21 protein-coding genes are annotated in these 22,450 nt (G+C 73.0%); 11 read left to right on the top strand and 10 right to left on the bottom strand.

The window, feature by feature from the left end; genetic code table 11:
* Nucleotides 1-37: 37 nt before the first annotated feature.
* Nucleotides 38-1,045, bottom strand: coding sequence for a GNAT family N-acetyltransferase (locus tag ACFYU9_RS19915; protein ID WP_389345551.1), 1,008 nt, complete (start codon nucleotides 1,043-1,045; stop codon nucleotides 38-40).
* A gap of 119 nt (nucleotides 1,046-1,164) precedes the next feature.
* Between ACFYU9_RS19915 and ACFYU9_RS19910 the strand changes: the two genes are divergently transcribed.
* Nucleotides 1,165-1,722, top strand: a complete 558-nt coding sequence (locus ACFYU9_RS19910) for an FHA domain-containing protein (RefSeq protein WP_389345550.1) — start codon at nucleotides 1,165-1,167, stop codon at nucleotides 1,720-1,722.
* 218 nt (nucleotides 1,723-1,940) lie between these two features.
* Nucleotides 1,941-2,981, top strand: a complete 1,041-nt coding sequence (locus ACFYU9_RS19905) for a cytochrome P450 (protein ID WP_389345549.1) — start codon at nucleotides 1,941-1,943, stop codon at nucleotides 2,979-2,981.
* A 38-nt stretch (nucleotides 2,982-3,019) separates the two neighbouring features.
* On the opposite strand, the gene ACFYU9_RS19900 is transcribed toward ACFYU9_RS19905, so the two are convergent.
* From ACFYU9_RS19900 to glgX, 3 genes are all read right to left on the bottom strand, one after another.
* Entirely contained in the window at nucleotides 3,020-3,547 is a 528-nt protein-coding gene (locus tag ACFYU9_RS19900) for a hypothetical protein (protein WP_389345548.1), read from the bottom strand.
* A gap of 26 nt (nucleotides 3,548-3,573) precedes the next feature.
* Nucleotides 3,574-5,922 (bottom strand): malto-oligosyltrehalose synthase, encoded by a 2,349-nt coding sequence (gene treY / locus ACFYU9_RS19895; protein ID WP_389345547.1) that lies wholly within the window; start codon nucleotides 5,920-5,922, stop codon nucleotides 3,574-3,576.
* A 70-nt stretch (nucleotides 5,923-5,992) separates the two neighbouring features.
* Nucleotides 5,993-8,113, bottom strand: coding sequence for a glycogen debranching protein GlgX (glgX, locus tag ACFYU9_RS19890; RefSeq protein ID WP_389207556.1), 2,121 nt, complete (start codon nucleotides 8,111-8,113; stop codon nucleotides 5,993-5,995).
* Between the two features lie 193 nt (nucleotides 8,114-8,306).
* Here glgX and ACFYU9_RS19885 point away from each other — a divergent pair, with 193 nt between their 5' ends.
* The 4 genes from ACFYU9_RS19885 to ACFYU9_RS19870 all read left to right on the top strand — a co-directional run bounded on the left by ACFYU9_RS19885 (nucleotide 8,307) and on the right by ACFYU9_RS19870 (nucleotide 12,638).
* Nucleotides 8,307-9,098 (top strand): Tat pathway signal sequence domain protein, encoded by a 792-nt coding sequence (locus ACFYU9_RS19885; protein ID WP_389345546.1) that lies wholly within the window; start codon nucleotides 8,307-8,309, stop codon nucleotides 9,096-9,098.
* A 50-nt stretch (nucleotides 9,099-9,148) separates the two neighbouring features.
* Nucleotides 9,149-10,471, top strand: a complete 1,323-nt coding sequence (locus tag ACFYU9_RS19880; protein WP_389345545.1) for a copper amine oxidase — start codon at nucleotides 9,149-9,151, stop codon at nucleotides 10,469-10,471.
* Between the two features lie 88 nt (nucleotides 10,472-10,559).
* Entirely contained in the window at nucleotides 10,560-11,822 is a 1,263-nt protein-coding gene (locus tag ACFYU9_RS19875; RefSeq protein WP_389207552.1) for an SAV2148 family HEPN domain-containing protein, read from the top strand.
* 87 nt (nucleotides 11,823-11,909) lie between these two features.
* On the top strand, nucleotides 11,910-12,638 hold the full coding sequence (locus tag ACFYU9_RS19870) for a 3'-5' exonuclease (RefSeq protein ID WP_389207550.1): 729 nt from the start codon (nucleotides 11,910-11,912) through the stop codon (nucleotides 12,636-12,638).
* Nucleotides 12,639-12,718: 80 nt separating this feature from the next.
* On the opposite strand, the gene ACFYU9_RS19865 is transcribed toward ACFYU9_RS19870, so the two are convergent.
* Both ACFYU9_RS19865 and ACFYU9_RS19860 read right to left on the bottom strand, forming a co-directional pair.
* Nucleotides 12,719-13,549, bottom strand: coding sequence for an alpha/beta fold hydrolase (locus tag ACFYU9_RS19865; RefSeq protein WP_389345544.1), 831 nt, complete (start codon nucleotides 13,547-13,549; stop codon nucleotides 12,719-12,721).
* A gap of 46 nt (nucleotides 13,550-13,595) precedes the next feature.
* Nucleotides 13,596-14,453, bottom strand: a complete 858-nt coding sequence (locus tag ACFYU9_RS19860; RefSeq protein WP_389345543.1) for a phosphotransferase enzyme family protein — start codon at nucleotides 14,451-14,453, stop codon at nucleotides 13,596-13,598.
* A 104-nt stretch (nucleotides 14,454-14,557) separates the two neighbouring features.
* Between ACFYU9_RS19860 and mgt the strand changes: the two genes are divergently transcribed.
* From mgt to ACFYU9_RS19840, 4 genes are all read left to right on the top strand, one after another.
* On the top strand, nucleotides 14,558-15,763 hold the full coding sequence (gene mgt, locus ACFYU9_RS19855) for a macrolide-inactivating glycosyltransferase (RefSeq protein ID WP_389345542.1): 1,206 nt from the start codon (nucleotides 14,558-14,560) through the stop codon (nucleotides 15,761-15,763).
* Between the two features lie 187 nt (nucleotides 15,764-15,950).
* Nucleotides 15,951-17,165, top strand: a complete 1,215-nt coding sequence (locus ACFYU9_RS19850; RefSeq protein ID WP_389345541.1) for a S8 family peptidase — start codon at nucleotides 15,951-15,953, stop codon at nucleotides 17,163-17,165.
* Nucleotides 17,166-17,274: 109 nt separating this feature from the next.
* Nucleotides 17,275-17,832: a DUF1697 domain-containing protein gene (locus ACFYU9_RS19845; protein ID WP_389345540.1), complete on the top strand. Its 558-nt coding sequence runs from the start codon at nucleotides 17,275-17,277 to the stop codon at nucleotides 17,830-17,832.
* Between the two features lie 88 nt (nucleotides 17,833-17,920).
* Nucleotides 17,921-18,526 carry a DsbA family protein gene (locus tag ACFYU9_RS19840; protein WP_389207539.1) on the top strand — a complete coding sequence of 202 codons (606 nt, stop codon included), beginning with the start codon at nucleotides 17,921-17,923 and terminating at the stop codon, nucleotides 18,524-18,526.
* Here ACFYU9_RS19840 and ACFYU9_RS19835 read toward each other — a convergent pair.
* Nucleotides 18,523-19,281 (bottom strand): hypothetical protein, encoded by a 759-nt coding sequence (locus ACFYU9_RS19835; RefSeq protein ID WP_389345539.1) that lies wholly within the window; start codon nucleotides 19,279-19,281, stop codon nucleotides 18,523-18,525. The genes ACFYU9_RS19840 and ACFYU9_RS19835 overlap by 4 nt on opposite strands.
* Nucleotides 19,282-19,455: 174 nt before the next feature.
* Between ACFYU9_RS19835 and ACFYU9_RS19830 the strand changes: the two genes are divergently transcribed.
* The gene (locus ACFYU9_RS19830; RefSeq protein ID WP_389207535.1) at nucleotides 19,456-20,022 is read left to right on the top strand and encodes a TIGR03086 family metal-binding protein; all 567 of its coding nucleotides are present in this window, start codon (nucleotides 19,456-19,458) and stop codon (nucleotides 20,020-20,022) included.
* Here the strand turns inward: ACFYU9_RS19830 and ACFYU9_RS19825 are convergent.
* The 3 genes from ACFYU9_RS19825 to ACFYU9_RS19815 are packed head-to-tail and all read right to left on the bottom strand — an operon-like array spanning nucleotide 19,914 to nucleotide 22,438.
* A complete protein-coding gene (locus tag ACFYU9_RS19825) occupies nucleotides 19,914-20,732 on the bottom strand; it encodes a sirohydrochlorin chelatase (protein WP_389345538.1) in 819 nt (272 codons plus the stop codon). The genes ACFYU9_RS19830 and ACFYU9_RS19825 overlap by 109 nt on opposite strands.
* Nucleotides 20,733-20,736: 4 nt before the next feature.
* A complete protein-coding gene (locus ACFYU9_RS19820) occupies nucleotides 20,737-21,648 on the bottom strand; it encodes an ABC transporter permease (protein ID WP_389207531.1) in 912 nt (303 codons plus the stop codon).
* Nucleotides 21,635-22,438, bottom strand: a complete 804-nt coding sequence (locus ACFYU9_RS19815; protein ID WP_389207529.1) for an ABC transporter ATP-binding protein — start codon at nucleotides 22,436-22,438, stop codon at nucleotides 21,635-21,637. Before ACFYU9_RS19815 ends, ACFYU9_RS19820 begins: the two co-directional genes overlap by 14 nt.
* Nucleotides 22,439-22,450: the final 12 nt, after the last annotated feature.

Genomic DNA, 22,450 nt, shown 5'->3' with positions numbered 1-22,450 from the left:
ACACGGACGACGGACGACTACGGGACCATCCTGGCAGTCAGTCGGCCCGACCGCCCGGCGCATCCCACACGAAGTTGATCGCCCGCTCGAAGGCCGTGTAACCCGCCCGGGCGAACGAATTCGCCATCGGCACGTTTCCGACGTCCGTCGCCGCGCGGATCCGCGGCACGTCCTCGGCGGCGAGCACCCGGGTGCCCTCGGCGAGGATGTCGTCGACGTAGCCCTGGCCGCGGTGGGTGGGCAGCACGCCGATGTACGCGATGATCGCGTGGTAGTTGTTGCGCGCGGGGACGACGAAGCCGACCGGCTCGCCGGTGCCGGGCAGCTCGGCGATCCGCCACCACTCGCGGGGCGTGGTGTAGTGCGCCAGCTCGTCGTCGTAGTGCAGCTCGGCGGCCTCGCGCGGGGAGAGCCCGCCGGCGAGGTCGGCCCGGCCGTGGGCGTCGAGGGTGCCCTCCATGACCGGGGTCATGAGCGCGAGCAGGTCCTCGCGGTCCCGGACCGGGCGGAAGACGAGGCGCTCGCCCGGCGCGGGCACCGGGCTGCCGGCCCGCCACTCCAGGCGGAGCCGCTCGACGAGCGGGCGGGCGCCGGAGTCCGTGAGGACGCCGAAGAGGGTCTCCAGGAGACCGCGGGTCTTCGGGTCCTCCCGCCAGTTGGCCGGCATGAAGCGGCCGAACTCGGGGCGCGGGCCGTCGCCGATGACCGCGGCGCTCGCGGTCCGAAGGAGCTGCCGGCCGGTCTCGGCGGCCTCCTCGGGCGGCAGCGCCGGGTCCAGGTCGAAGAAGTCGAGGGCCTGCGGTCCGGTACCGGGCCGGCCGGTCCACCAGCCGATGCGGCCGACGAGACGGTCGCCGCGCAGCGCCACCCACAGCCACTCCGGGCGGCGGCGGCCGGTGGCGAGGTCGTCCGCGAGCTCGTGGTCGAGGACGTAGTCGAGGCGGTTGAAGAGGTCCAGTTCGCCGGGCCCGGCGAGCGGCCGGACGGCGAGCGGGGAGGCGGAGGTGTGAGAAGAGGAGTGAGAAGAGGCGTGCTGCGAGGTCAAGATAAGGGTTCCCCCAGGTCGGCGAGTCGGCAGACCGTAGCAACGAACCGGCAGGGGCCGCACCCGAGTTAACGGGGCCCTTCTGGACACCTCGGGGCCTTCCGGCCGACAATCACGATGTGACGACCCCTTACGAGCTGCCGGCGGGCCCGCCGGACGCCCCTCGGCTGAGCGACGCCGAGCGGGAGCGCGCGCTCGCGTTGCTGCGCGAGGGCGCGGCGCAGGGGCGTCTGTCGCACGACACCTTCCTGTTCCGGATGGAGCGGGTGCTGCTCGCCCGGCGGCCCGACGAACTGGCCCTGCTCACCGCCGATCTGGCGACGGAGTCGCCGTGGACACGGCGGGTGGTGGGCGCGGTCGAGAAGATGTCGGCGTTCACCGCGAAGCTGGGCCGGGCCTGGCACTCCGAGCGGCTGCCGAAGCTGCTGCTTCCGCACCCGGGGCCGTATCCGCTGCGGATCGGGCGGGATCCGGTGAACGGGCTGCGGCTCAGCCACGAGACGGTGTCCCGGCTGCACGCGGAGCTGTCCTCGCAGGGCGGGCTGTGGGTGCTGCGGGACCTCGGGTCCACCAACGGCACGACGGTCAACGGGCGCCGGGTGACGGGCGCGGTGGTGGTGCGGGCCGGCGACCAGGTTGGATTCGGCCAGATGTCCTTCCGTCTCTCGCTCAGCTGAGTCCCGGGCGTGCCGCGGCGCCGCCCGTCGTCCGGCCTTCCGTCTCTCGCTCGGCTGTGCCGTCGTCCAAGCCCTTCGTCCGGCCTCTCCCTCCGCTCAGCCCTTTCGTCCGATCGTGCCGGGGTCGAAATCACCCGTTCGGCGGTATACCTGCTGCGACCGGGTCTTCCCGGTGATGGTCTGGGGAGACGCGCGCCGCTGACCGACGAGGGGGCGAGATGAGCGACGAGCCGAACCGTTCACCCTGGCGGAACAACTGGGCCGAGCTGCCCACCATGGCACCCGCGCCCGTCCGGCCGGGGCCCCGGCCCGGGCCGGCACCGCACCGGCGCCCGGGGGCGCGCCATGTGGCGCCCAGCCCGCTGGAACCGGGCGCCGGCCGCGACCCGTACCGCGTCTACCGGGTGCTCCGCGAGGAGTTCCCGCTCACCCACGACCCGCTGCTGCGGGCCTGGGTGCTCAGCCGGTACGCGGACGTGGCGAGCGCTCTCACCGACGCCCGCTTCACCCACGGCCACCGGCCCGGCGACCCGCCGTGCGCCGAGACCCACACCGACGTGGACGAGGCCGAGCTGCGGGCCGTCGCCGAACGCACCGCGTTCGTCCTGGCCCGCCGGATCGCCGACCGGCCGCAGGCCGACCTGGTCGCCGACTTCTGCCACTGGCTGCCCGCGGGCACCGTCGCCGCCGCCGTCGGCGTCCCGTACCGCGACATGATGCGCCTGGTGCGCGGCCGGGCCGCGTCCTCGCTGGCCGGGCAGTGCACGGCGCAGATCGCCGTGCGCGAGAAGGCGCTCGCCGGCTTCCTCGCCGACGTCCTCACCGACCCCGACCCCGACCGCACCGCCGCCCTGCGCGACGCGCCCGCCGGGCTCGTCGCCCGCGCCTGGACCGAGTCGCTGCGCCGCGAGCCCCCGGTGCAGATCGTCATGCGCCGCACCCGCGGCGAGATACGGGTCTCCGGCGGCACCCTGCCGTCCGGCGCCCCCGTCGCCCTCCTCATCGGCGCGGCCGGCCGCGATCCGGAACGCTTCCGGGCCCCCGACCGCTACGACCCCTTCCGCGACGACGCCGGCCAGCTGACCTACGGGCCCGGCTACTGCCCGGCCGTCACGCTCGCCGCGCTGGAGGCCGAATACGCCCTCCGCGCGCTCTTCCGGGCCATGCCGCGGCTGCGGCTGGCGGAGGGCTTCCGGCCGGAACGGACGGGTGTGATCACGCGGGCGCCGAGGAGCCTCGTGGTGCGGCCGGGCGGTTAGGGCCTGTCCGGCGGATCATGGCCGCGGCCTGTCCGACCCTAATCCGCCGGACAGGCCCTAGGGCGCCCGGGCAGCAGCACGGAGGCGAACAGCAGGACGCCCGGGAGGATGCCGGCGGTCACCCGGATCGCCGGCGTGGGCGCGTCGAGGGCGGCCAGGACCAGGCCCGCGAACCCGCAGGCGGTCAGCGCGGCGGCGAGGACGTGCAGGGCGGAGCGGCGCCAGGCGACGGCGAGGCCGAAGAAGTGGACGCCGACGACCAGGGTGATCCAGCCGACCGTCGCCTGCGGCAGGTGGAGCACCGGGTTGAGCACCACGAGTCCGGCCACGAGGGCGGCCGCCTCGGCCGCCACCACGTACCAGTAGCCGCGCCCGAAGCGCGGGCCCGCGGCCGGCTCGGCCGCCGTGCGGGTACGGCGGCCGAGGACGACCACGGCGAGGAAGGCGGCGATGGCGAGGACGCGCAGCGCGGCCGCGGCCGGCGTGGGGAGGAAACCGATGTTCGCCGCGACGAAGAAGAGACCGAATCCGGCCCCGATCATCCGCCCTACCTGATCTTTTGTCATGATCACGAGCTTAGCCGGGCGCCTCGTCAGGCATCGCGCACCAGCAGTGCCACCGGACCGGCCTCGAACAGCTCCGCCAGCTTCACCGGCGTGTCCGGACCGCCGGTGAACTCCCGTACGCCGTCCAGGGCGTCGAGCCAGCGGCCCGCCGGCAGGACCATCGCGGTGTCCTGCCAGCCGCCCGCCTCGGCGAGACGCAGCGGGAGCCGGGTGACGGCGGTGAGGACCCGGCCCGCGCGGGCGAAGGCGAGGCAGTGCGGGGCCGCCGGGCCGGTGGCGGTCAGCGGGGCGTACGAGGCGGAGGTGCCGAACAGGTCCGGGTGGTCGCGGCGCAGGCGCAGCGCGGCGCGCACGAGCGAGGTCTTGTCGTCGTCGGGGCCGATCGTGAACGGCGCCCGGTTGTCGGGGTCGACCAGCGCGCGGTAGTCGCGCTCGGTGTTCTGGTACAGCTCGGGCACGCCCGGCATGGTGAGGTGGACGAGCGTGGCGCCGAGGGCGTGGGCGCGGATGTGGGGTTCGAGCGCGAAGGCCGACTCGGAGGCGCCGCGCAGCGGGATGCGACCCGGCCCCGCGGCGACGAAGTCGGCCACCGCCCGCTCGTAGCCGGCGTCCGGCTCGGTCCAGCTGGTGTGCAGGCCCGCCTCGCGCACGGACTTCAGGACGGCGGGACCGAGCCGGTCCGGGTCCGGCGTGCCGAAGCCGAAGGCGGTCTGCCAGGCCGTCCACGCCAGATGCGGATCGGGGGCGGGCACCCCGGAGACCTGCTCCAGGAGCTCCGCCCACCGCTCGGGACACTGCGCGAGGACGGCGATCCCGGCGCGTACGTCCGCGCTGCGCTTGGTGTCGTGGGTGGACAGGACCGTGCCGGTGGCCGGCCAGTCGCGGGCCAGCCGGGCGCAGTAGGTGTGGAACTCGTCGGGCGTGACGGCCGGCCGGCCCGGGTCGCCGCCGACCTCGTTGGCGGACAGCAGCGGCGTGTAGCGGTAGAAGGCGGTGTCCTCGACGGACTTGGCGCGCAGCGCGGAGGAGGTCTGGGCGAAGCGGGCCCGGAAGGCGCGGTGCTCGGGGCCGTCGCCGTACGCGCCGAGCACCAGGTCGCGGACCACGTCCACCGCCGTCGCCTCCTCCGGCACCGCGAACGCGGCCTTCGCGCCGCGCGCCGCCTCCGGGGTGAGGACCTCCTCGCCGCCGGTGCGGTAGGGGCGGTAGACCGGGACGCGCACGAGGAGTTCGCGGATGGCGGTGTGCAGCGCCCAGGGCGCGTGGTCGCGCAGCCGCGGGTCGGCGGCGCAGATCCGGCTCGCGGTGCGGGTCAGCGCGGCGGTCTCGGCGGCCAGTTCGTGCGTCACCACCTTGTACGCGGCGCGCCGCGCGGTCGCTTCCCAATAGCCGCCCCGGTCCCCGGCGCGGCCCGCGAACTCGCGGTAGATGTCGGCGAGTTCTGCGGCGCCCACCGGGTCGGTGAAGACGCCGTCCACGTGCCGCAGCGCGTCGTAGCCGGTGGTGCCCGCCACCGGCCAGGAGCCGGGCAGCGGCTCGGCGCCGGTGAGGATCTTCTCGACGACGATCCAGCACCGGCCGCCGGTCGCCGCCTCCAGGCGCTCCAGATAGCCCTCCGGGTCGGCGAGCCCGTCCGGGTGGTCGATCCGCAGCCCCTCGACGACGCCGTCCGCGACCAGTTCGAGCACCTTCGCATGGGTGGCCGCGAACACCTCCGGGTCCTCGACCCTGACCCCGATGAGATCCGAAATGGTGAAGAAGCGGCGGTAGTTGAGGTCGGTGCGGGCCAGGCGCCACCAGGCGAGGCGGTACCACTGGGCGTCGAGCAGCTCGTCGAGCGGCAGCCCCGCCGTGCCCTCGCGCAGCGGGAACTCCTGCCCGTCCAGGGTCAGGGCGCCGCCGGACACCCGGATCCGGTCGCGCACCTGTGGCAGCCGGGCCGGCAGCACGGGGAGCAGCAGCCGCCCGTCGCCCGCCGCCCAGTCGATGTCGAACCAGCGGGCGTACGGCGAGCCGGGCCCCTCGCGCAGCACCTCGCGCAGCGCGTGGTTGTGCCGGGCCGAGGCCGCCATGTGGTTGGGCACCAGGTCCAGGACCAGGCCGAGCCCGTGCGCCCGCGCGGTCGCCGCGAGCGCACGCAGTCCGGCCTCGCCGCCGAGCTCCGCCCGTACCGCGCGGTGGTCGGTCACGTCGTAGCCGTGCGTGGAGCCGGGCACGGCCTCGAGGACGGGGGAGAGGTGGAGGTGCGAGACCCCGAGCCCGGCGAGGTGCGGGACGGCCCGCGCGGCGGCGGCGAAGGGGAAGTCCGGCCCGAGCTGGAGCCGGTAGGTGGCGGTGGGCAGCGCCCGTTCCGAGGAGGACGAGGAGGACGTCATGCGAACGTACGTACCCCGTTGGGAGGCTTCCGTGTCATGACGTTCACCCGTACGGGCCACACCGGCCCCGTCAGGCCGGCCGCCGCAGCACCGTCAGCGTCAGCGGTGCGAGCGCCACCCGCTCGCCCGCCGTCACCTGTGGGCCCAGCTCGGGCGGCATGCCCTCCGGATGGGAGGTGTCCACGACGACCTTCCAGCACTCGCCGTGGGTGTCCGGCACCTCGAACTCCAGCTCCTGCGCCGAGGCGTTGAACATCATCAGGAAGGAGTCGTCGGAGATCCGCTCGCCCTGCGGGCCCGGCTCGGAGATCGCGTTGCCGTTGAGGAAGACCGTCAGGGCCTGCGCGTGTGCCGCCTGCCAGTCCCGCGAGGTCATCTCCACGCCCTCCGGCGTGAACCACGCGATGTCCGTCAGCTCGTCGTGGGTGCCCTCGACCGGGCGGCCGTGGAAGAAGCGGCGGCGCCGGAAGACCGGGTGCTCGCGGCGCAGCCGGACCATCGCGCGGGTGAACTCCAGGAGCGTGGCCTCGGGTTCGCCGCCCGGCTTGGGCCAGCGCACCCAGGAGACCTCGCTGTCCTGGCAGTAGGCGTTGTTGTTGCCGCCCTGGGTGCGGCCGAACTCGTCGCCGTGGCTGAGCATCGGCACGCCCTGCGACAGCATCAGCGTGGCGAGGAAGTTACGGGTCTGACGTGCCCTCAGCTCACGGATGCCGATGTCGTCGGTGTCGCCCTCGGTGCCGCAGTTCCACGAGCGGTTGTGGCTCTCGCCGTCCCGGTTGCCCTCCCCGTTGGCCTCGTTGTGCTTCTCGTCGTACGACACGAGGTCGCGCAGCGTGAAACCGTCGTGGCAGGTCACGAAGTTGACCGAGGCCAGCGGGCGGCGCCCGTCGTCCTGGTAGAGGTCCGACGAGCCGGTGAGCCGGGAGGCGAACTCGGCCAGCGTGCGCGGCTCGCCGCGCCACAGGTCCCGTACGCAGTCGCGGTACTTGCCGTTCCACTCGGCCCACTGCGGCGGGAAGTTGCCCACCTGGTAGCCGCCCTCGCCCAGGTCCCACGGCTCGGCGATCAGCTTCACCTGGCTGACCACCGGGTCCTGCTGCACCAGGTCGAAGAACGAGGACAGCCGGTCCACCTCGTGGAACTGCCGGGCGAGGGTGGCCGCGAGGTCGAAGCGGAAGCCGTCGACGTGCATCTCCGTCACCCAGTACCGCAGACTGTCCATGATCATCTGAAGGACGTGCGGGGACCGCATCAGCAGCGAGTTCCCGGTGCCGGTGGTGTCCGTGTAGTAGCGCGGATCGTCCCCGAGCCGGTAGTACGAGGGATTGTCCAGGCCCCGGAAGGAGAGCGTCGGGCCCAGGTGGTTGCCCTCGGCCGTGTGGTTGTAGACCACGTCGAGGATCACCTCGATCCCGGCCTGGTGCAGCGCCCGGACCGCCGACTTGAACTCCAGGACCTGCTCGCCCCGGTCGCCCCACGAGGCATAGGCGTTGTGCGGGGCGAAGAAGCCGATCGTGTTGTAGCCCCAGTAGTTCGACAGGCCCGCGTCGACCAGCCGGTGGTCGTTGACGAACTGGTGGACCGGCATCAACTCCAGGGCGGTCACGCCCAGTTCCTTCAGATGCCCGATCACCGACGGATGCGCGAGCCCCGCGTAGGTGCCGCGCAGCTCCTCCGGCAGGTCCGGGTGGAGCATGGTCAGGCCCTTCACATGGGCCTCGTAGATCACCGTGTGGTGGTACTCGGTGCGCGGCCGCCGGTCGTCGCCCCAGTCGAAGTACGGGTTCACCACCACCGAGGTCATCGTGTGCGGCGCCGAATCGAGGTCGTTGCGGGCGTCCGGCCGCCCGAAGGGGTAGCCGTACACCGCCTCGCCCCAGTCCACCGCGCCCGAGATCGCCCGCGCGTACGGGTCGAGCAGCAGCTTCGCCGGGTTGCAGCGCAGCCCGCGCTCCGGCGCGTACGGGCCGTGCACCCGGAAGCCGTACCGACGGCCCGGCATCACCCCGGGCAGATAGGCGTGCCGCACGAAGGCGTCGGTCTCGCGCAGCTCGACCGAGGTCTCCGTGCCGTCGTCGTCGAGCAGACACAGCTCGATCCGTTGGGCGGTCTCCGAGAAGACCGCGAAGTTGGTACCGGCGCCGTCGTAGGTGGCGCCCAGGGGATACGCCTGTCCCGGCCAGACCTGCATAGACGAACTCTTCCCCTTCGGAAGGAGGTGTGTACGTCGGCCAGATCCTGCCCGAAACGTGCGCAACCTCCTAGGACTTCGGCCCGTCCTACCGGGTGACCATCACTCCATAGGGGGAAAACATGAACGTGTGGGGGGAAGTGTGTACGAAATAGTGCGCCGTCACCTGGGGAAGGTGGTGGCGGGCGCAGCCATGGCCGTGACCGGGACCGCGGTGGCCGTCGCCGTCACCCTGCCCGGCAGCGCCGGTGCCGACGAGGCGCCGCGCGCGGGCGCCGGCGCCCCCGGCAGCACGGTCTCGGGGGCGCAGGGGGAGACGCAGGGCGACGGGCAGGCGCCCGGACCGGCCGCGCTGGCCTCCGCGCCGCCCGAGGGGGAGAAGGGAGTGGGCACGGACCCGCTCACCGCCGACGAGCTGAAGCGGGCCGAGGCCCTGGCGATGACCCCGCCGGCCTCCCCGCCGGGGGTGCCCCCGGCCACCGCGCAGCGGAACGCCGAGGGCGGGCGCGGCCCGCAGCGCCTCGGCACCGAGCTCGCCGACCCCGCGCCCGGCGAGAGCGCCGGCGGCCCGCGCCGCGCCCAGGTCCGCTTCTACGACTACGGCCGCGACGAGCTCATCACCCGGACGGTCAACCTCGACACCGGCAGGGTGGAGCAGTCCGGCGCCCAGCGCGGGGTGCAGCCCTCCGCCCACCCCGAGGAGCTGCGCGCCGCCCTGGAGCTGATCCTCGCCGACCCGCTCGGCAAGGGCGTCAAGGAGGACTACAAGGACGCCACGGGCCGGGAGCTGACCTCTCCCGACCAGCTGTGGTTCAACGGGGACGTCTACCGCACCTACCGCGAGGCACACGTGCCCGCGCCGCTCGCCAAGTGCGGCGAGCACCGCTGCGTCCGGCTCGTCACCAAGGTGAAGAACGGCGCGTGGATCGACACCCGCAAGCTGATCGTCGACCTCAGCGCCCGCACCGTCACCCGCGTCGGCTGACCACCGCCGCCTCGTCCAGGATTTGCCTCGTACCGAGGGAGTACGTACGCATGACCACTCCGCGACTTCGGCAGGCCCGCCGCCCGGGCGCCGTCCTCGCCGCGACGGCCCTGCTCGGCGCCGTCGCCACCGCCGCAGCGAGCCCGGCCGGCGCCGCGCCGACGCCGACGCCGACCGCGACGCCCACCCGGCCCGCGCCCGCCCCGGCCGACTGCTCCGCCGCGTACCGCATCGAGCAGAAGCTCGACGGTGGCACCGTCTGGCGGATGTGCTGGCGCTACTCGACCGACTCCGGGCTCGTCCTGGACAAGGTGACCTACCAGCCGCCCGGCGAGCGCGCGCCCATCCGCGTCCTCAACAGCGCCAAGCTCGCCCAGATCCACGTCCCGTACGACAACGGCAAGGCCGAGTACGACGACCTGACCGGCGCCGGCTTCGGCTGGGGCCTGCAGAACCTGAAGCCCGGCGAGTGCCCCGGCGGCACCATCACCTCCGTGCGGGTGCCCGACATCGGCAGGATCAACGGCCTGTGCACCACCACCCGGGCCCGCGGCCACGCCTACCGCATGGCCGCCGACTCCGGCAAGGTCTACCAGGCCCAGGGCAAGGACCTGCTCGTCTACACCGTCAACAAGGTCGGCTGGTACGAGTACATCAGCGAGTGGCGCTTCTCCTCCGACGGCGCCATAGCCGCCAACGTCGGAGCCACCGGCAGCCTTTCGCCCGTCGACTACGACGCGACCGACGGCCGCGGCTGGCCGATCGGCAAGGGCGCCCGCGACTACGCCACCAGCCACGCCCACAACGTCTTCTGGAAGCTGGACTTCGGCCTCGACGGCAGCAACAAGGGCCGCATCGAACAGTTCGACTCCAAGGTCACCCCGCCGGTCCGCGACGGCAGCCCGACCGTGAAGACGACCCGCACCCCCGTCACCAAGGAACTCGCCGGTGACGCCGCCAACATGCGCTGGTGGCGGGTGGTGAGCGCGACCGGCAAGAACAAGGACGGGCACCAGCGTTCGTACGAGATCGTGCCCGGCCACACCAACACCTACGGCGGCCGCCCCTTCACCAAGCACGACATCTACTTCACCCAGGCGCGCGCCTGCGAGCAGTTCGCCAGCAATAACATCCTGAACTGCGGCCGGGGCGCTCCCGACAGCGTCGACAAGTGGGTCAACGGGGAGACGCTGACCAATCCGGCGGTCTGGGTCAACATCGGGTTCCACCACATCGCCCGGGACGAGGACCAGCAGCCGATGCCGGTCCACTGGCAGGGATTCCAGCTCCTGCCCAGGGACGTAACCGCTATGAATCCGCTCACTCCGTCCGAACTCGCCAACCAGAACGGCGCGCCGAACACGGGCAGTTGAGCAACGGGCCGGGCGATCCTGCTGCACCGCCTCCCGCTCCCGGAGTACCCTTCCTTGATCGTTGTCGGGAGCAGAAGGCGGTGCGCGGGTGAGCTCGGGAGGTCTGGAGCTGCCACCGGGCGAGGCGGGGCACGACGGGGGACCGGACGGCCCCGGTGCGGCGCCGCCCGGCGCGGTCTCCGTCGTCCGGCCGGTCGAGATCGGGGCCGAGCTGGAGTGGGGCGCGGAGGCGTGGAGCGAGGTGCGCACCCGGGCCCAGCGGGCCGGCCGCGCCTACATCTGGCTCAACCTCGTCGAGCAGCGGCTGCGGGCCGTCGTCGCGGCCGTGCTGCGGCCGGTGTACGAGCCGGTGCACGGCGAGGAGTGGGTGGTGGCCGCGGCCGGGCCGGCCGGCCAGGAGTGGGTCCAGCGGGCCGTCGCGGTCCGCGAGGTCTCGCGCCGCAAGGGCTATCTGCTCGACCCGGCCGACGACAACGTGCTCAGCTTCCTCACCCTCCCGCAGCTGCGGGAGCTGATGGTGCAGCACTGGCCCTGCTTCGAGCCGTACTTCGACGACCGGCGCGAGGTCGAGCTCGCCCTGGACGAGCTGGAGGTGACCCGGAACGTCGTCTCCCGCAACCGGGCCCTGTCGCTGACCGTGCTCGCCCAGTCCGAGCGGGCCTCCGCCCGGCTCCTGGAGATCCTCGGGAGCGGGGCGGGGGTGCCCTCGGCCGACCGGCTGCCGGTCGACGCGGTCGAGGACCTGGTCGGCGACCGGTACGCGGACGTGGTGTCCGTCCATCCCGACCGGGTGCGGCTGCAGCGCCAGCTGCCGGCCGAGGACCTGTTCGGCGGGGCGCGCCGGCTCGACGCCACGGGCATAGGCCTCAACCTGCTCGTGCAGAACTTCTCCGGGCGGCGCATGGTCCGGCTCGCCGAGTCCGGCTGCCGGATACGGCTGCTCTTCCTCAACCCGGCCAGCAGCGCGGTCAAGCGGCGCGAGCGGGAGCTCGGCCTGAAGAAGGGCGAGCTGAGCCGCGCGGTCGAGATGAACATCCTGCACATGCGCCGGGTCCGCGCCGCGCTGCGCGACCCGGGCGCCTTCCAGATCCACGTCTTCGACGAGACCCCGCGCTTCACCGCCTATCTGGTCGACGGCGACGGCCCGGACGGGCTCGCGGTCGTCCAGACCTATCTGCGCAAGGCGCGCGGCATGGAGGCGCCGGTCCTCGTGCTGCGCGGCGGCGGGCGGAACGTGGTGCGCTCCGGTGGTCAGGGCGGCGGCCTCGACCAGGACGGAGAACACGGACTTTTCGCGACATACCGGGAGGAATTCGAGTCGGTCTGGCTCGACTCGCGCCCCGTCTCGTGAGCCCTCCGGCCGCCCCCTCGACCGCGTTGTCAGTGGCGCGTGCGAAGGTTTTCAGCACCACGGGGGAGATCACGTAAGGAGGACCCGATGGCTTGGCATGGGGAACCACTGGTCGGCTTCGACCTGGAGACGACCGGTACGGACCCGCTGGAGGCCCGCATCGTGACGGCCTGCGTCGTCGGCGTCCACGGCGGCCGGGTGGTCCGGCAGCGCGACTGGCTCGCCGACCCGGGCATCCGCATCCCGGAGCAGGCGTCCGCGATCCACGGCATCAGCAGCGAGCGCGCCGCCGCCGAGGGCCGCCCGGGGCGCGAGGTGGCCGACGAGATCGCGCGGACACTGACCGGCTACTGGGCCGAGGGAGTCCCGGTCGTCGCGTACAACGCCTCCTTCGACCTGACCCTGCTCTCCGCCGAGCTGCGCCGGCACGGACTGCCCTCGCTCAGCGAGCGGCTGGGCGGCGCCGGCATAGGCCCGGTCGTCGACCCCTACACCATCGACCGGGCCGTCGACCGCTACCGGCGCGGCAAGCGCACCCTGGAAGCCGTCTGCGTCGAGTACGGCGTCGAGCTCACCAGTGCCCACCAGGCGGCGGCCGACGCGCTCGCCGCCGTCCGGGTCGCGATCGCGATAGCCGAGCGGCACGCCTCGGTCGCCGCCCTCGACCCGGCCGAGCTGCACGAGCGCCAGATCGGCTGGTACCGGACCTGGGCCGAGGACTTCCAGGCCTTCCTGCGGAAGAAGGGCGACACGGAGGCGGTGGTGGACCCGGTCTGGCCGCTGCGGGAGCTCGGACCCGTGCCGGTGGCCGGCTAGGCGTCCGCCTGGGGGGCGAACCAGGAGTCCACCCAGGGCTTCGTCTGAGAGTTTGCTGGGGAGTTCGCCTAGGAATTCGCCTAGGAGTTCGCTCGGATGAAGTCGAGCAGCAGCTCGTTGACCTTCTCCGGCTGGTCGAGCTGGAGCCAGTGACCCGCGTCCTCGACGCGCTCGTAGCGCCAGGAGCCGGCGACGTGCTTGCCGGTGTCCGCCATCGACTGCTCGGTGAGGAAGCGGTCGCCGGTGGACCAGACGCCCATCACCGGCACCGTCGCGGGCAGCGGAGGCAGCGGGAGCACCGGCGCGAACATGATCTCGGCCGGCAGGCCCGCGCGGTAGACGTTCAGCGCGGCCGTCAGATTGCCGGGCTCGCGCAGCGGCTCCATGACGGCCTCCGCGTCCGGGTGCTCGGCGAGCATCTCGCGCAGGTTCGCGTAGTCGTCGTGGGCCAGCCAGTTCTCGGCGACCTCCGCCAGCTGGAAGAGCAGCATGTACCAGGACAGCTGCCGCTGCTCCCAGCCGGCGCCGCGGACCGCGGCGAAGTGGCCGACGGACAGGATGCTGAGGCTCAGCACCCGGTCCGGCAGCGCCTGCGCGAAGCCCTGGACGATGCCCGAGCCCCAGTCGTGGCCGACCAGATGGGCCCGCTCGATCCCCAGACGGTCGAGCAGCTCCACCATGTCGGCGACGGACGCCGAAGGCGCGTACGCCTGTGCGCCGCCCTCCGGCCGGTCCGAGCCGCCGAAGCCGCGCAGCGTGGGCGTGATCGTCTTGAACCCCGCCGCGTTCAGGGCCGGGATCTGATGGCGCCACAGGTCGTGGCTGTCCGGGAAGCCGTGCACCAGGAGGACCGCCGGGCCCTCGCCGCTCACCTCGACGTCCAGTGTGACGTCGGACAGTTCCATCCGCATCCCAACACCCCTTCGTTACCGACCGGTTCGATCGGGGATCATGATGTCAGAAGGGGTACCAGCGCACCTCGGGATCGCCGTCCCTGAGGCTCGCCACCCGGCGCTCGAACTCGGCGAGCGCCTTCGGGTTCGCCGGGGCGTGCTGGGCCACCCAGGCGCAGCTCGCGGTCTCCCGCGCGCCGCGCAGCACCGCGCAGCCCTCCCAGGCGCGCACGTCCCAGCCGTACGCCTCGGTGAAGGCGTCGTAGGCGGCCGGGTCCAGGCCGTAGCGGTCCCGGGCGAGGGCGAGGACCACGAGGTCGTGCTCGCGCAGGTCGGAGGAGAAGGTCTCCAGGTCCACCAGGACCGGGCCGTCGGGGCCGACATGGACGTTGCGGGGCAGGGCGTCGCCGTGGATCGGGCCGGGCGTCAGGTGCGGGGTGAGCGCGGCGGCCGCCGGGGCGAAGGAGTCGCGGCGCTCGCGCAGGAAGGCCGCGTCGGCCGGGTCGACGGCGTCGCCCGCGAGCCGCAGCCAGCGCTCGACCCCGCCGAGCAGTTCGCGGCGCGGGAGTTCGAGCCCGGCCGGCTCGGGCAGGGCGTGGACGGCGCGCAGCAGCGGGGCGAGGTCGCGCGGCTCGGTGGGCCGGACGGCCTCGGGGAGCCGGTGCCACAGGGTGAGCGGGTGGCCCCCGACGAGGAGCGGCTCGGCCTCCGCGGCCCGTACGGCGGGGATGCCGGCCGATTCCAGCCAGCCGGCCAGGGCCAGCTCCCGCTCGGCGCGCGGCAGCAGTTCGGCGTCGCGGCCGACCTTGACCACCAGGTCGCCGAGGGCGAAGACCGCGTTCTCGCCCAGGGCGAGCAGCCTCGCCTCGTCCGCCCGCAGTCCCGCGGCGGCCAGGATCTCCCGGGCCCGCGCCTCGTCCATCGTTCTCTCCTCAGCTGTGCGCTTCACAAGCGATTTCCGCCAAAGTCTCGCACGTCTCCCCTATTCATTAGACGAGACGTTCCGTCTCACCTAAGCTCGCCGTCATGATCAACGACCGCCGCGCCCACATCGCCATGTTCTCCATCGCCGCCCACGGCCATGTGAACCCCAGCCTCGACGTCATCCGCGAACTCGTCGACCGCGGCCACCGGGTGAGCTACGCGATCCCCGCGGCCTTCGCCGACAAGGTCGCCGCCACCGGCGCCACCCCCGTCGTCTACACCTCGACCCTGCCCACCGACGACGACCCCGACGAGTGGGGCACCGAGCTCATCGACAACATCGAGCCGTTCCTCGCCGACGCCGTCCAGGCGCTGCCGCAGCTCGCCGCCGCCTTCGACGCCGACCGGCCCGACCTCGTCCTGCACGACATCACCTCGTACCCCGCCCGCGTCCTCGCCCACACCTGGGGCGTGCCGGCCGTCTCCCTCTGGCCGAACCTCGTCCCGTGGACCGGATACGAGGAGGAGGTCGCCGAGCCGATGTACGCGGAGCTGAAGGCGTCGCCGCGCGGCAAGGCGTACTACGAGCGCTTCACCGACTGGCTCGCCGGGCACGGCATCGACACCCACCCCGACCCCTTCGTGGGCCGCCCGCGCCGCGGCCTCGTGCTCATCCCGAGGGCGCTCCAGCCGCACGCCGACCGGGTCGACGAGTCCGTCTTCACCTTCGTCGGAGCCTGCCGGGGCGAGCGCGCCGAGCCGGGGGAGTGGCGCCGTCCGGCGGGTGGCGAGAAGCTGCTCCTGGTCTCGCTCGGCTCCTCCTTCACCAAGCAGCCGGCCTTCTACCGGGCCTGCGTCGAGGCCTTCGGCGGACTGCCCGGCTGGCATGTCGTGCTCCAGATCGGTGCCTTCGTCGACCCGGCCGAACTCGGTGAGGTCCCGGACAACATCGAGGTGCACTCCTGGGTGCCGCAGCCCGCGATCCTGCGCGAGGCCGACGCCTTCGTCACCCACGCCGGCGCCGGCAGCAGTCAGGAGGGCCTGGCGAGCGCGACCCCGATGGTGGCCGTGCCGCAGGCCGTCGACCAGTTCGGCAACGCCGACATGCTCCAGTCGCTCGGCGTCGCCACCCATCTGCCGATGGACGAGGTCACTCCCGAGCGGCTGCGCGAGACGGTGCTCGCGCTCGTCGACGATCCCGAAGTGGCCCGCCGTGCCCGGGAGATCAAGGCGGAGATGGCGCGGGAGGGCGGCGCGCCGAGGGCCGCCGATCTGATCGAGGCCGAGCTGAACGGGTCGTCAGCCTGACGCGGAGTGGGACGAGTTGAGGCGACTCGTCCCATTCCCCTTTTTAAGAAAGCTTGTTGAAAAAGCCATAGGTGTGTGAAGGCCTTGATTTGCACTCGGCAATCGGTCAGGGTTTCGAACGTGCCGCCGGAAGAACCTCGTCCGGCGGCCCAACCCCCCACAAATCCTGACGAGGAGACCCCTCTTCATGGCAATACACAAGCGTGACCGCAAGCAGTTCCGGATCATCGCCATCACGACCGCGATCGCCGCGGCCGCCGGAGTCACCGTCCTCACCGGCCCGTTCGCCGGTGCGACGCCCGCACCCGCCGAGGGCACCGTCTACGGCCTCGGCGTCAAGGGCGCCGTGGCGGGCAGCTATGTCGTGCTGCTCGACGGAAAGACCGGCCGGGACGGCAAGAGCGAACTGGCCAAGGAGTACGGCGGCACCCTGCGCCGCAGCTACGACTCCAGCGTCAACGGCTTCTCCGTCAACGGCCTCACGGAGACCGAGGCCAAGCGCCTCGCCGCCGACCCGGCCGTCGCCAAGGTCGTCCAGAACCGCACCTTCCACATCGACGAGACCCAGGAGAAGCCGCCGTCCTGGGGCCTCGACCGGGTCGACCAGACCGACACCGCCGGCGACGACAAGTACACCTACCCCGACAGCGCGGGCGAGGGCGTCACCGCCTACGTCGTCGACACCGGGGTCCGGATCAGCCACAAGGACTTCGGCGGCCGGGCCTCGTACGGCTTCGACGCCGTCGACAACGACGACACCGCCCAGGACGGCAACGGCCACGGCACGCACGTCGCCGGGACCATCGCCGGCTCCACGTACGGCATCGCCAAGAAGGCGAAGATCGTCGCCGTGCGCGTCCTCGACGACAACGGCTCCGGCACCACCGAGCAGGTCGTCGCGGGCATCGACTGGGTCACCAAGAACCACAAGGGCCCGTCCGTCGCCAACATGAGCCTGGGCGGCGGCGCCGACCCGGCGCTCGACGACGCGGTGCGCAAGGCCATCGCCTCCGGCGTCACCTTCGGCGTCGCGGCCGGCAACGAGTCCGCCGACGCCGGCCAGGGCTCCCCGTCCCGGGTCACCGAGGCGATCACCGTGGCGTCGTCCACCAAGGACGACCAGCAGTCCGACTTCTCCAACTTCGGCTCGGTCGTGGACCTCTACGCGCCGGGCTCGGAGATCACCTCGGCCTGGAACGACAGCGACACCGGCACCAAGACGATCTCCGGCACCTCCATGGCCACCCCGCACGTGGTCGGCGCCGCCGCCGTCTACCTGGCCGGCCACAAGGACGCGACGCCGGACCAGGTCGCCCAGGCCCTGGTCGCCGGGGCCACCCCGGACAAGATCGGCAACGCGAGCCCCGGCACCGCCAACAAGCTGCTGAGGATCGTCGAGTAGGCGGTCGAGCATCTCGCCGAGTAGTAATCCCGTAGCGAGCGGGAAGCCTTGAAGCGGCGGCCGCCGCGCCCTCCCCCACGGGGCACGGCGGCCGCCTTATGGTGTGCCCATGACGACCACGTACGCCCTCCTGCTCCGCGGGATCAATGTCAGCGGACGCAACAAGGTGCCCATGGCGGAGCTCCGTTCGCTCCTCGAAGGGCTCGGCCACGACGGTGTGAGGACCTACCTCCAGAGCGGCAACGCCGTCTTCGCCACCGACCGCGAGACCACCGAGGACGAGCTCGCCGCCGAGGTGGAGGACGCGATCGCGAAGCACTTCGGCTTCCGCGTCGCCTGCCTCGTGCGCGGCCACGACTACCTCGCCGCCGTCGAGGCCGGCTGCCCCTTCCCCGCCGCCGAGCTGGAGGGCAAGCAGCTCCACGCCCTCTACTTCTCGGGCCCCGTCACCGCCGAGCGGTTCGCCGCGCTCGACCAGGAGGCGTTCCTGCCCGAGGCGTTCGCGCTCGGCGACCGCGTCCTCTACCTCTACGCACCGAACGGCCTGGGCCAGTCCAAGCTCGGGGAGGCCGTCTCCCGGCCCTCCCTGTACAAGGACGTCACCGTCACCGGGCGGAACTGGAACACGGTGCGCAAGCTCGTCGAGATGACGGCGCCCGAGAGCTGACGGGCCTGCGGGGCACGGTAATTGGCCCAGTGGAACGACTCCTGAATGGCCCGCCCGGACGGGCCATCCCGGGACTACTGTTCCTTCCATGACAACGACTGTGGACTTCTACTTCGACCCCGCCTGCCCCTTCGCCTGGATCACCTCCCGCTGGATCCTGGAGGTCGAGCAGCAGCGCGACATCGACGTGCGCTTCCGGCTGATGAGCCTCTACTTCCACAACGAGGGCAACGAACTGCCCGACTGGTACCGCACCCTCGTCGACGCCTCCATCGGCCCGGTCCGGGTGGCCGCCGCCGCGGCCGAGAAGCACGGCGAGGAGATCCTGCGCCCGCTCTACACCGCCTACGGCACCCGCATCCACGACCGGAAGAACAAGGACTTCGACGCGGTGATCGCCGAGTCCCTCGCCGAACTCGGCCTCCCGGCCGAGCTCGCCGCGGCGGCCCGTGACTCCTCGTACGACGCCGCCGTCCGTGTCAGCCACGACGCCGGCAAGGACCCGGAGGCCGAGGCGTACGTCGGCACGCCGACGATCCACGTCGACGGCACCGCCTGGTTCGGCCCCGTCCTGCGCGCCATCCCGCGCGGCGAGAAGGCCGCCGAACTCTTCGACAGCTTCCGCGTCCTGGCCGCCCACCCCGACCTGTTCGAGCTGAAGCGGGAGCGCTCGGGCGGCCTCGACTTCAGCTAGTCCGTCGGCCTGTCCGGCGGATCAGGGGCGGATGGGCCCCGGTCCGGCAGCCTGCCCGGCCGCTTCCCCGGCCGGGCCGCCCGGCCCGCGACCAGGGCCCGGCGGATCCCGGCGGCCGCCCGGCGGGCGTGCTCGTCCGTGGCGGTGGTCTCCGCGGTGCCGGGGACGAAGCGGTGCTCGGGCTCCTTGCAGTACGGGCACGGGGCGCCGTCCTGCACCAGGTGGCCGTCCTCGCAGGCGGGGTTGCGGCACGGGCCGCGGCCGACCAGGAACTCGGCGATCTCCTGCGGGGCCCAGCGGCGCCGGTCGTCCTCGTCGCGCTCGTGCAGGGCGTGGGACCAGCGGGTGTGCCAGCGCCGCTCGACCCGGTCGAGGAGCTGGGCCGGGGTGCGGTGGGCGAGCTCGGCGTACAGGATGTCGTGCAGGCTGCGCGGCAGGGAGAAGCCGAGGGCCTGGAGCAGCGGCTGCGGGAAGCCCTGCAGGACGAAGCCGACCGGATCGCTCCCCGGCCCCCGCTTCCACCTGCGGCACCGGCACACGCCCTGCTCCGGCAGGGCGGCGCCGCACCGCCCGCACTGCCCCCGGCACTCCGCGCACAGCCCGCCGTCCAGACCGTCGACATGCGGCGCCGGAGCCCGCCCGCACTCCCGGCAGCAGGCGGCGCACGGTCCGCAGAGCCGCTCCTCGCCGAACCGGGTCGTCCAGGAACGCTGCTGGCAGCGGCAGCACAGCCGGCTCTGGCAGTAGTCACCCACCCCACGTCTCCCTTCGGAGCTCGACGCCTCGGGCGTTCTTCTGGCATGTGCCTCAGGCACACCCGGAACAACGATCCGATGATCCGAAGGAAACGCTCCGTCCGGCGCTCCGCGGCTGCGCGCTGTCGCGAATCTTCAAGACCGCGCCGCGCACCCCTGCGTACCGTGACGGGCATGAACGAGATCCACCACCACCTCACCGCCTGCGCCGCCGAAGCCGCCCGCGTCACCCGGGGCATCGGCACCGGGCAGCTCGACGCCCCGTCCGTCTGCACCGACTGGACCGTCCGCGAGCTGGCCAACCACCTCGTCCTCTACTCCGCACACGGCCTGGAGCACCGCGCGCTGCGCACCGCGCTCCCCGAGGAGACCGTCCAGCGGGACTTCACCGCCGACGCCGACTGGTCCGACCGGTACCGCGCGCAGCTCGACCGGGCGCTCGCCGCCTGGGAGAAGCCGGAAGCCTGGGAGGGCGACGTCGATCTCGGCGGCAGCGCCATGCCCGCGACCGGGATCGCCGCGATGCTCGTCCTCGAACTCGCCCTGCACGGCTGGGACCTGGCGCGCTCCACCGGCCAGGAGTACGAGGTGCCGGAGGAGACCGGCGACTACCTGCTCGACGTGGTCGGACGCTATGCCGAGATGTACCGGGAGTACGCCGGGTTCGACGCGCCCGTCGTCACCGCCGCCGGGGCCGCGTCCTTCACCAGGGCCCTCGCGCTCAGCGGCCGCACGGTCTGAGCCGCCGCCTCGTACCGCTCCAGGAGCAGCCGCGCCAGCTCGGGCGACGGACCGAGGACGTCCGCGAGCACGTCCGCCCCGGCCGCGCCCTTCGCGATGCGGTCCGGCAGCCGGCCCGGGGCGATCACGTACGGGGACACCGCGACGCGGCGGACGCCCGGCTCGGCGCGCAGCGCCCGCACGGCGTCCTCCGTGCGCGGAAGGGATGCGGAGGCGAACGCGGGCCGCACGGAGCACCAACCGGTGCGCCGCAGCTCCCGCGCCGTTTCTGCGATCACCGCGATCGCCTCCGGGTCGGTGGAGCCCGCCGAGGCCAGCACGACCCCGGTGGTGCTCTTGTCGGCGGGCGTGAGCCCCGCCTCGTACAGCCGCCGTTCGACCGCCGCGAGCAGCAGCGGCGACGGGCCGAGGACCGCCGCCTGGCGGACGGTCAGGGACGAAGGGGCCTGCCGCAGCACGGCGGGGATGTCGGCCTTCGCGTGGAAGGCGCGGGTCAGCAGCAGCGGCAGCGCCACCACCTCCCGCACCCCCTGCGCGGCGAGCCGGTCGAGCACTCCGGTCACCGACGGCAGGTTGAAGTCCAGGAACGCCGTCTCCACGCGCAGCCCCGGCCGCAGCAGACCGGCCCGGCGCACCAGCGCCTGGACGGTGGCCGCGTGCCGCGGATCGCGGCTGCCGTGGGCGACGACGAGGAGGACCGGCGTACTCACGGGATCAGCCCTTCACCAGCAGACCGCGGCGGCGCAGCACCGCACGCTCCACCGGGCTGAAGACCAGCAGGTCGATGGCGACGCCGACGAGCAGGATCAGGAAGATCGCCAGGAAGATCCCCGGCATGTCGAAGTTGTTCCGGCCGTTCTCCAGGAGCTGGCCGAGGCCCAGGCCCAGGTCGGGCGAGGAGGCGATGATCTCCGCCGCCATCAGCGAGCGCCAGGAGAACGCCCAGCCCTGCTTGAGGCCCGCGAGATAGCCGGGCAGCGCGGCCGGCATCACGATGTGCCAGGCGCCCTTGAGGCCGGTCGCGCCGAGCGTCCGGCCCGCGCGCAGGAACAGCGGCGGCACCTGGTCCACGCCCGCGACCAGGCCGTTGGCGATGGAGGGCACGGCGCCGAGCAGGATGACCGCGAACATCATGGAGTCGTTGAGCCCGAGCCACAGCACCGCCGGCGCCACCCAGGCGACCGAGGGCAGCGACTGCAGACCGGACAGGATCGGGCCGATCGCCGTGCGGATCACGCCCACCCGGGCCACGATCAGGCCGAGCGGCGTGCCGATCGCGAGGGCGAGCAGGAAGCCGAGCAGCGCCCGGGACACGCTGGTCCACAGCACGTCGAGGAGCGTGCCCTCCAGCCACATCGTCTCCAGGCTGCCCCAGACGGCGCCCGGCGACGGCAGCTTGCCCTCGTCGGTGACCTTGGCGGTCACCAGGACCTGCCACACCACCAGGACGAGCGCGATCGCGAGGACCGGCGGCAGGACCTTCTTCAGCAGGATCTCGCGCACCGGGACGCGGCTGATCTGCACGCTGTCCAGGGCGTCGAGCCCGGCCTCCAGGCCGGCGATGTCGTCGGCCTTGCCGGTGTCCGGCCGGGAGGCGTCGGCGGTCGTGGTCTCAGTGCTGGCCATGACGGCGGATCTCCCCACGCAGGTGTTCGGTGATCTCGAGGGACAGCTCGGCGACGTCGGCGTCCTCGATGCGGCGCGGCTGCGGGATGTCGATGGTCCACTCCCGGGCGATCCGGCCGGGCCGGGAGGAGAGCAGGACGACGCGCTCGGCGAGCCGCACGGCCTCGCGCACGTTGTGGGTGACGAACAGGACCGAGAGCCGCGTCTCGCGCCAGATCCGGGTCAGTTCGTCGTGCAGCACGTCACGGGTGATGGCGTCGAGCGCCGCGAACGGCTCGTCCATCAGGAGCAGGTCGCTGGCCTGGGCGAGGGCCCGGGCCAGGGCGACGCGCTGGCGCATGCCGCCGGACAGCTCGTGCACCCGCTTGCCGTACGAGCCGCCGAGCCGCACCAGTTCGAGCAGCCGCTCGGCCTCCGGGCGGCGCTCCGCCTTCGGCACGCCGCGCAGCTTCAGGGCGAGTTCGACGTTCTTGCCCGCGGTGAGCCACGGGAAGAGGGCGTGCTCCTGGAACATCAGGGCCGGCCGGCCGCCGGGGGTCTCGATGGACCCCGCGGACGGCCGGTCGAGCCCGGCGACCAGGTTGAGCAGGGTGGACTTGCCGCAGCCCGAGGCCCCCAGAAGGGTCACGAACTCGCCCGGCGCGACATCGAGCGTGATGTCGTCGAGGACGAGCTGACCGCCGGCGGGGCCGCCGAAGGACTTCGAGACGTGCGCGATGCGCGCGGCGTGGTCGACCGAGGCCGGGCCGACACGGTCCTCGGCCTTGGCGAGCGTCGTGGTCGTGGCCATGTGCGTCACCTT

This window comes from Streptomyces sp. NPDC004327 (assembly GCF_042873935.1).
In the GTDB taxonomy this organism is placed as follows: domain Bacteria; phylum Actinomycetota; class Actinomycetes; order Streptomycetales; family Streptomycetaceae; genus Streptomyces.
Note: the sequence above shows the minus strand (reverse complement) of the source record. Positions and strands in the feature narration are given on the sequence as shown.

Coding starts and splice junctions, on each gene's coding strand:
- ACFYU9_RS19845 (WP_389345540.1), top strand. CDS start 17,275: ATGACGACCACGTACGCCCTCCTGCTCCGCGGGATCAATGTCAGCGGA.
- ACFYU9_RS19830 (WP_389207535.1), top strand. CDS start 19,456: ATGAACGAGATCCACCACCACCTCACCGCCTGCGCCGCCGAAGCCGCC.
- ACFYU9_RS19865 (WP_389345544.1), bottom strand. CDS start 13,549: ATGCGGATGGAACTGTCCGACGTCACACTGGACGTCGAGGTGAGCGGC.
- ACFYU9_RS19840 (WP_389207539.1), top strand. CDS start 17,921: ATGACAACGACTGTGGACTTCTACTTCGACCCCGCCTGCCCCTTCGCC.
- ACFYU9_RS19905 (WP_389345549.1), top strand. CDS start 1,941: ATGAGCGACGAGCCGAACCGTTCACCCTGGCGGAACAACTGGGCCGAG.
- glgX (WP_389207556.1), bottom strand. CDS start 8,113: ATGCAGGTCTGGCCGGGACAGGCGTATCCCCTGGGCGCCACCTACGAC.
- ACFYU9_RS19885 (WP_389345546.1), top strand. CDS start 8,307: ATGGCCGTGACCGGGACCGCGGTGGCCGTCGCCGTCACCCTGCCCGGC.
- ACFYU9_RS19815 (WP_389207529.1), bottom strand. CDS start 22,438: ATGGCCACGACCACGACGCTCGCCAAGGCCGAGGACCGTGTCGGCCCG.
- ACFYU9_RS19870 (WP_389207550.1), top strand. CDS start 11,910: ATGGCTTGGCATGGGGAACCACTGGTCGGCTTCGACCTGGAGACGACC.
- ACFYU9_RS19850 (WP_389345541.1), top strand. CDS start 15,951: ATGGCAATACACAAGCGTGACCGCAAGCAGTTCCGGATCATCGCCATC.
- ACFYU9_RS19820 (WP_389207531.1), bottom strand. CDS start 21,648: ATGGCCAGCACTGAGACCACGACCGCCGACGCCTCCCGGCCGGACACC.
- ACFYU9_RS19860 (WP_389345543.1), bottom strand. CDS start 14,453: ATGGACGAGGCGCGGGCCCGGGAGATCCTGGCCGCCGCGGGACTGCGG.
- ACFYU9_RS19900 (WP_389345548.1), bottom strand. CDS start 3,547: ATGACAAAAGATCAGGTAGGGCGGATGATCGGGGCCGGATTCGGTCTC.
- ACFYU9_RS19880 (WP_389345545.1), top strand. CDS start 9,149: ATGACCACTCCGCGACTTCGGCAGGCCCGCCGCCCGGGCGCCGTCCTC.
- mgt (WP_389345542.1), top strand. CDS start 14,558: ATGATCAACGACCGCCGCGCCCACATCGCCATGTTCTCCATCGCCGCC.
- treY (WP_389345547.1), bottom strand. CDS start 5,922: ATGACGTCCTCCTCGTCCTCCTCGGAACGGGCGCTGCCCACCGCCACC.